Here is a 6,588-nt window from a genome sequence, read left to right on the forward strand (position 1 = left end):
GATACGGTTCCTATGACACAAGAGATTAATCTAAAAAGCGAGATTTCGGCAACACAAACTGGTTTGAGATTGGATCAAGCACTGGCTGAGTTGTTCCCTGATTACTCGCGCACGCGCATCAAGGAATGGATCCTATCTGATGCAGTCTATGTTGATGGCGTAATGGTAAACAAGCCGCGCGAAAAGGTTTTTGAGCTGCAGCAAATCGAAATTAACGCCACGCTCGAAGAAGAAGTGCATGCGGCTGCGCAAGCCATTGAGCTGGATATTGTCTATGAAGACGATGATATCCTAGTGATCAATAAACAAGCTGGCTTAGTAGTTCACCCCGGAGCAGGCAATGCCGATGGTACGTTGATGAACGCATTGCTGCATCACTGCCCTAATATTGAGCACGTGCCACGTGCGGGTATTGTGCACCGTTTGGATAAAGACACCACAGGTTTGATGGTGGTGGCCAAAACAGTTGAAGCCCAAACCCATTTAGTGGCCGCATTGCAAGCCCGTGAAATCACCCGTGAGTACGAGGCGATTGTCCTCGGTACTATGACGGCGGGTGGCACTGTCGATGAGCCGATTGGCCGTCATCCGACAAAACGTACCCATATGGCGGTGCATCATTCGGGTAAACCCGCGGTGACCCATTATCGTGTGGCGGAAAAATTCCGTAATCATACCCGTTTAAGATTACGTTTAGAGTCTGGACGTACTCACCAAATTCGTGTGCATATGGCGTATATCGGCCATGTGTTGGTGGGTGATCCTGTATATGGTGGCCGTCCAAAACCACCCAAGGCAGCAAGTCCTGAGTTTTTCGAGATTTTGAAGAACTTTAAACGCCAAGCACTGCACGCGGTGCGTTTGGAATTAGCGCATCCTGTGACCTGTGAAATCATGAGCTGGACGGCGCCGATCCCAGAAGATATGGTGATTTTGACTAAAGCACTGCGTCAAGACACTTTAGAACATCCGATCGAGTACTAACTGATGTTGATGCACGATTGGCCTGTACCTGATAATGTGGCAATAGCAATGACCGACCGCCATGGTGGTGTGAGTCTTGCCCCCTACGACAGTCTGAACTTAGGATTGCATGTTGGAGATATGCCGCAGCAGGTATTGGCTAATCGTGGCATGTTGGCAAAGCAGTTAGGGCTTGCGACTGAGCCTGTGTGGTTGGAGCAAGTCCACGGTACTCGAGTGGTTGATTTGGCCGATATCGCCCCAATTAATCTTACTCAAGACGCTCAATCAGAGTGTGTGGCCTTGCAAAATATGCCACCTTTGGTCGCCGATGCCAGCTATACCGACCTCGCTGGACGGGTTTGCGTGGTGATGACCGCTGATTGCTTGCCGGTGCTTTTGTGTAATCAACAAGGGACTGAAGTTGCTGCTGCCCATGCCGGTTGGCGCGGACTGTGTGATGGGGTGATTGAGGCGACCGTGGCGCATTTTACCTCAAAGCCAAACGAACTTATCGCCTACTTAGGGCCGGCTATTGGTCCTACGGCTTTTGAAGTTGGCGCCGAAGTGCGTGCCGCCTTTATGGCAAAAGATCCTAATGCGGAAAGTTGTTTTATTGCGCGAGGCGATAAATACCTTGCCGATATTATCGGATTAGCCAAATTACGCTTAAAGCAACTGGGTATTACACAGATCTACAGCGCCGATATTTGCACTGTATTGAATCAGGGTTATTTCTCCTATCGCCGCGATAAAATCACTGGTCGTATGGCTTCCTTGATCTGGCTTAAGTCTTAAGTTTATTCCCCTATAATTTGTATTTATTTCTAGCCATCTAGCTTGAAATTGGTCAAATAGCCCCCATCTTTTAACTAACAAAATGCTGTACCTTATTTGTGAGTTTTAGGAGGCTGTATGCGACTCGATCGTATGACTAATAAATTTCAGCTTGCCATCTCAGATGCCCAGTCGTTAGCACTTGGGCGTGATCATCAGTTTATCGAACCGCTACATTTGATGATGGCACTGCTTAACCAGGATTCTGGTTCTATCCATCCCTTATTAACCCAAGCTGGCATTCGGGTGAGTGCGCTGCGCTCGCTCTTGAGCCAAGAGCTTGAACGTCTACCGCAGGTCGAAGGCACTGGCGGCGATGTACAATTATCCCAAGGGTTAATTCGTTTATTAAACCTTTGCGATAAATTGGCGCAAAAGCGTAAAGACAAATATATCTCCAGTGAGTTGTTCGTTCTCGCGGCGCTTGAGGGCAGCGATGCACTAGCACAATGCCTTAAAAAATCCGGCGCGACCAAAGAGCTGATGGAACAAACCATTGAGCAAATGCGTGGTGGTCAGAATGTGGATGATCCCAATGCGGAAGACCAACGCCAAGCGCTGAAAAAGTTTACCGTTGATCTTACTGAACGTGCCGAGCAGGGCAAACTCGATCCTGTCATTGGCCGTGATGATGAAATCCGCCGCACCATTCAAGTGCTGCAACGTCGTAGCAAAAACAACCCTGTGCTGATTGGTGAGCCTGGCGTGGGTAAAACCGCGATTGTTGAAGGACTTGCTCAGCGCATTGTGAACGGCGAAGTCCCTGAAGGGATTAAAAATAAACGTGTTTTATCCTTAGATATGGGTGCACTGATTGCCGGCGCTAAATATCGTGGTGAGTTTGAAGAGCGCTTAAAAGCCGTGCTTAATGAGCTGGCGCAGGAAGAAGGCCAAGTGATCCTCTTTATCGACGAGCTGCACACAATGGTGGGCGCGGGTAAAGGCGATGGCGCCATGGATGCGGGTAACATGTTAAAGCCTGCTTTGGCCCGTGGCGATCTCCACTGTGTAGGCGCGACGACTCTTGACGAGTATCGCCAATATATTGAAAAAGATGCCGCCCTTGAGCGTCGTTTCCAAAAAGTATTAGTGGATGAGCCAAGCGTTGAAGACACCATTGCGATTTTACGTGGCTTGAAAGAGCGTTATGAGCTGCATCACCATGTGGAAATTACCGATCCGGCGATTGTAGCGGCGGCCACTATGTCGCACCGTTATGTGTCGGACCGTAAATTACCCGATAAAGCCATCGACTTAATTGACGAGGCGGCGTCGAGCATCCGTATGCAGATGGATTCTAAGCCTGAATCCCTCGACAGATTGGAGCGCCGTGCTATCCAGTTGAAACTGGAAGAGCAGGCATTGGCCAAAGAAAACGATGAGGCGAGCCGTCGTCGACTCGAACATTTACGTGTCGAGTTGCATGAAGTTGAGGCTAAGGCGTCTGAGCTTAATGAAATCTGGCGCACCGAAAAAGCGGCGTTGGCAGGTACTCAGCATATTAAAGCCGACCTTGAGCAAGCGCGGATGGATTTAGAAGTCGCGCGCCGCGCCGGTGATTTAACGCGTATGTCCGAGCTGCAATATGGCCGTATTCCAGAGCTTGAAAAGCAATTGGACTTGGCATCGCAAGCTGAAATGCAGGATATGACACTGCTGCGCAATAAAGTTACTGACTTAGAAATCGCTGAAGTGTTATCAAAGGCGACGGGTATTCCGGTTTCTAAGATGCTTGAAGGCGAGCGTGAAAAACTGTTACAAATGGAAGTGGCACTGCATGAGCGCGTGATTGGCCAAAACGAAGCTGTGGATGCAGTCGCTAATGCGATTCGTCGTAGCCGCGCAGGGCTTGCCGATCCTAACCGTCCGATTGGTTCGTTCCTGTTCTTAGGACCAACTGGTGTGGGTAAAACCGAGTTGTGTAAGTCGTTAGCTAAGTTCCTATTCGATACAGAATCGGCCTTAGTGCGCATCGACATGTCAGAGTTTATGGAAAAACATGCTGTTTCACGTTTGGTTGGTGCTCCTCCTGGATATGTTGGCTATGAAGAGGGCGGTTATTTAACTGAAGCTGTTCGCCGTAAGCCTTATTCAGTGATTCTGCTCGATGAGGTGGAGAAGGCGCACCCAGACGTGTTCAACATCTTGCTGCAGGTGCTGGATGATGGCCGCTTAACCGATGGTCAAGGCCGTACCGTCGACTTTAGAAATACGGTGATCATCATGACCTCAAACTTAGGCTCTGACATTATCCAAGAAGGATTCGGTCACTTAAGTTATAGCGAAATGAAGAGCGCGGTGATGAATGTGGTGACCCATAGCTTTAGACCCGAGTTTTTAAACCGGATCGATGAGTCTGTGGTATTCCATCCCTTGGATGCAGAAAATATCAAGCATATTGCTTCTATCCAAATTGCTTCATTGCGTAAGCGTTTGGCAGAGAAAGACTATACGCTGGAGATCACCGACGAGGCATTATCATTGATTGCCGAAATTGGTTTCGATCCAGTCTATGGTGCAAGACCTCTGAAACGAGCCTTGCAGCAAGAGATGGAAAATCCATTAGCGCAAAAATTACTGCGTGGCGAGTTACTGCCCGGCAAACCTATCAAGGTCAGTTGCGCTGGTCGTGAGCTGGTATTCGAGCAATAATTTACGACAATCTTTGCCGTGCAAAATGCTGCTTAACCTAAACAAAAAACCGAAGTCTTGGACTTCGGTTTTTTTTGCCTATATCGGTTACAGATAAAATAGCGGTTAGCAATAGTGTGGCATTGCCATCAAGATTTTTAGTGGTGCCTATTACAAACTCTGGGCGTTATTTTTTATTGCAAAATAGTTTGATCCGCTGTTGATTCTCAGTAATGGCTGCTTGGCGCTCTTCTTCTGTCATCGCGACAGGTTCTTTATTACCGTCTTCTTGGCGGGTGAGTTTTGTATGGGTCGTTAACACATCTAAATTATGTTTAGCGTTTTCACAAATTGCTTCTGCTTGCTTGGCATCTTTCTCTTTAATTAAAGCCGCCGATTTTTCGGACTCAGACATTTCAGGAGGCGCTTCCTTCTTAACGGGAGCTATATAGCCAATTTTACTCGGTTCAAGATCATTGCTATTCAACTGCTGCGCTTGTTGTTCCTGAGTCGGTGGTTGTTGACTGTAATGAGTCACCCCGTTCTTATCGACCCAAGTGTAAATAGCGCCCGCCAGCACGGGTTGTGTGAGCAACACTAGGCATACAAAACCTAAAAATACCACGCTCAAATTTGTTTTCATTAACATAAACATCATCCCTTAGGGCACCCATCGACATGATAGTAAAATATGCTATCTTGAAGCCTACTTCCATTTCTGCTCATAGCTTTATAAGTGTATGCAAAATTCTTCTAATCAAACAGTAAAGAATAAGGGTATCTATTTACTGCCCAATTTATTCACAACCGCAGGCTTGTTTTCCGGTTTCTACGCTGTGATTGCCTCGATGAATGCCAACTTTGAAGCGGCAGCAATCGCGATTTTTGTGGCTATGATCTGTGACGGTCTTGACGGACGAGTGGCAAGGCTGACGAATACTCAAAGTGACTTTGGTGCTGAATACGACAGCATGGCGGATATGGTGTCCTTTGGCATTGCTCCAGCACTGCTCGCCTATAATTGGGCCTTGGCGGATTTAGGTAAAATCGGTTGGTTGGCGGCGTTTATCTATTGCGCAGGAGCAGCATTAAGGCTTGCACGTTTTAATACCCAAGTCGGTGTTGCGGATAAACGTTACTTCCAAGGTTTAGCAAGTCCTGCTGCTGCGGCCGTTATTGCCGGCAGTATTTGGCTTGGTAATCAGTACAATCTCGATGGTAAGAATATCAGTTGGATTGCCGGATTGATTACAGCAATCACGGGGTTATTAATGGTGAGCAATTTCCGTTATCACTCTTTCAAGGAGATTGACTGGCGCGGTAAAGTGAACTTTATCGCCATCCTATTCGTTGTGGGTGCATTTGTTGTGGTTTCGGTTCAGCCAGCTTTAATCCTCTGCATTGGTTTTTATCTCTACGCCATTTCGGGGCCAGTGATCACTATTCGTACCGTGAGAAAGCTCAAAGTAGCCCATATTGTGGGTGATGGAGAGCATGAAAAGGAACAAGAAACAGCAGAGGGCACCAAGAGTTCAAAAAGTTCTACGGATAATACTTAGTTCGACAGTTCCTACATTCTCAATCTTTTATGCCATGTTAGTTCTACGGTTCAAGAGTCGCCATTCCCTATTCTTGAACCGTTTCTCTGCACCGGACGTACTCATCTATATATATAAAAGTTTTAAAGCGCCCTTTCTTAAGGCTATTCGATCTATAGAATTTCCTGCACATCCTTTCTACATATGCCAAACTTACCAGCCCAAGTGAGAAAAATTGCAGCATATCCACCCAACACTTGAAGATTTGTTGGTTATTTGTCCACTCGGCAGGTTTTGTTAAAAAAGCGCTTGCACAAAAAGTTTCGCTGCCTATAATGCGCATCCACTGACACGGCAGACAGCGAAAGCTAACGCGGTTTCAGTGCGAATCGAATGCAAAATGTGCAGTTGATTCGAAAGCCTCAAGAAGTTTGTAAAAACGCCTTGACGCGACAAGGGAAATGCGTAGAATACGCAGCCCTGACCCAGAGAGCGGTAACGCAAGCGATGAGGTCAAATGCTCTTTAACAATCTAAACAAGAAATCTGTGTGGACACTCACAGGTGTTGAGTTAATCGAAATTACTCTGCCGTTTGGCGAGTAATCAAAGAATTAAATC

5 protein-coding genes are annotated in these 6,588 nt (G+C 47.1%); 4 read left to right on the top strand and 1 reads right to left on the bottom strand.

The genetic code is table 11. The annotated features are described in order from the left end of the window. Positions 1 to 12 precede the first annotated feature (12 nt). The 3 genes from rluD to clpB all read left to right on the top strand — a co-directional run bounded on the left by rluD (position 13) and on the right by clpB (position 4,452). Entirely contained in the window at positions 13 to 984 is a 972-nt protein-coding gene (gene rluD / locus IEY09_RS19130; RefSeq protein ID WP_011073400.1) for a 23S rRNA pseudouridine(1911/1915/1917) synthase RluD, read from the top strand. A 3-nt stretch (positions 985 to 987) separates the two neighbouring features. Further along, positions 988 to 1,761, top strand: coding sequence for a peptidoglycan editing factor PgeF (gene pgeF / locus IEY09_RS19135; protein ID WP_188872317.1), 774 nt, complete (start codon positions 988 to 990; stop codon positions 1,759 to 1,761). 117 nt (positions 1,762 to 1,878) lie between these two features. After that, positions 1,879 to 4,452, top strand: a complete 2,574-nt coding sequence (gene clpB / locus IEY09_RS19140; RefSeq protein WP_037421313.1) for an ATP-dependent chaperone ClpB — start codon at positions 1,879 to 1,881, stop codon at positions 4,450 to 4,452. A gap of 166 nt (positions 4,453 to 4,618) precedes the next feature. Here the strand turns inward: clpB and IEY09_RS19145 are convergent, their stop codons facing one another. After that, the gene (locus IEY09_RS19145) at positions 4,619 to 5,080 is read right to left on the bottom strand and encodes a DUF4124 domain-containing protein (RefSeq protein ID WP_099457620.1); all 462 of its coding nucleotides are present in this window, start codon (positions 5,078 to 5,080) and stop codon (positions 4,619 to 4,621) included. Positions 5,081 to 5,171: 91 nt separating this feature from the next. Between IEY09_RS19145 and pssA the strand changes: the two genes are divergently transcribed. After that, positions 5,172 to 5,990 carry a CDP-diacylglycerol--serine O-phosphatidyltransferase gene (gene pssA, locus IEY09_RS19150; RefSeq protein ID WP_188872319.1) on the top strand — a complete coding sequence of 273 codons (819 nt, stop codon included), beginning with the start codon at positions 5,172 to 5,174 and terminating at the stop codon, positions 5,988 to 5,990. Positions 5,991 to 6,588: the final 598 nt, after the last annotated feature.

Origin of the sequence: Shewanella xiamenensis (assembly GCF_014647135.1) — a bacterium.
Classification (GTDB): domain Bacteria; phylum Pseudomonadota; class Gammaproteobacteria; order Enterobacterales; family Shewanellaceae; genus Shewanella; species Shewanella xiamenensis.